This window comes from Paenibacillus foliorum (assembly GCF_013141765.1).
Taxonomy (GTDB): domain Bacteria; phylum Bacillota; class Bacilli; order Paenibacillales; family NBRC-103111; genus Paenibacillus_S; species Paenibacillus_S foliorum.
In genome coordinates, this window is the sequence record NZ_WHOD01000076.1 from 1 (window position 1) to 1,166 (window position 1,166).

1 protein-coding gene is annotated in these 1,166 nt (G+C 41.1%); it reads right to left on the minus strand.

Annotated features, from left to right (window positions below):
• Positions 1 to 416: 416 nt before the first annotated feature.
• The gene (locus tag GC093_RS21205) at positions 417 to 860 is read right to left on the minus strand and encodes a cell wall hydrolase (protein ID WP_171653909.1); all 444 of its coding nucleotides are present in this window, start codon (positions 858 to 860) and stop codon (positions 417 to 419) included.
• Between the last annotated feature and the right edge of the window lie 306 nt (positions 861 to 1,166).

Consider the following 1,166-nt stretch of genomic DNA (forward strand, 5'->3'; position numbering starts at 1 on the left):
GCAGTCGATCCACTGGCCAATTATAAAGTCTCCGACCTGAGCCGTCGGGAATGAGATCAAGTTCTTGTCAAAATCGGGAATGGGATCAAGTTCTTGTCATTGGCTCGTGACAAGAACTTGATCCCATAAAATAAAAAGACCGCGTTTTACGCGGCAATTAATGGGACTATGTTCTTGTCACCCGACAATTGTCGTCGTCGTCGGTCGGTTGACAAGAACTTGATGTCATAAATGACAAGAACTTTATCCCATTCCCGACACAAAAACAACGTCAAAAATTTTGACGTTGTTTTTAATAATTTGTATGTTACACAGTCAAAGCCTGCATTTTTATATGAAGTTAAAATAAAATTACCATAATCCGGCTGTGACAAGTCAGGTTAAGAAGAGATCCTGTGCTCTTTTCGTTTATAAAATTAATACGTATTATATACACTTTCACATTCTTCCACGGTCGGTTGATAAAAACAGTGCTTCTTCCATCGTCCTACGAGCGGTTGATTATACCAAGTTGGCGGACATGGTCCGGGATTATCGAACGTTCCTGGGCGGAAATACCATAGGGAGAATTCTGCTGGCCAATTCCGTTCCCCATTTACAGCCCGTTGCGCCAGACGGCGTTCCCTCTCTCTTGCGTTTTGATAGTACATACCATGTTGCAACGCTTCGAACGCATGCGGCTGGTTGATCATTTGGGGAATTGTCCGGATTCCTTTAAAATCGGAGCAATTCGCTATTATTCGGTTAATGCCAACATTTCCAACAAGGAGCATGCCCGTTTCGCCTTCGGTCTCAGCTTCAGCTCGAAGCAACCTTGCCAACATATTAATATCTTGTTCCCTGGCTTTTACGACTGCCATTGGCTCACCTCTTTAGATTTCTTTCTATCCTCATCATATTGTAGGTGAAGCGGATGTATTACTCTGCCAAAATAGAAAGCCCTAATACTTTTACGTTATGTAACCATTGTCGGGAATGAGATAAAGTTCTTGTCATTGAGATTTGACAAGAACTTTATCCCATAAAACAAAAATGCTGCGATTTACGCGACATTTAATGAGATAATGTTCTTGTCATCCGACAAGTATAGATCGAACCTGACTTTCATGCATCCAATTGTAATAGTAAATGATCTATTTCTTGTAAAATAAGTTTTAGACTGACCC

Bases quoted from the DNA above. Each gene is read 5' to 3' on its own strand.
- GC093_RS21205 (WP_171653909.1), bottom strand. From the start codon at position 860: ATGGCAGTCGTAAAAGCCAGGGAACAAGATATTAATATGTTGGCAAGG.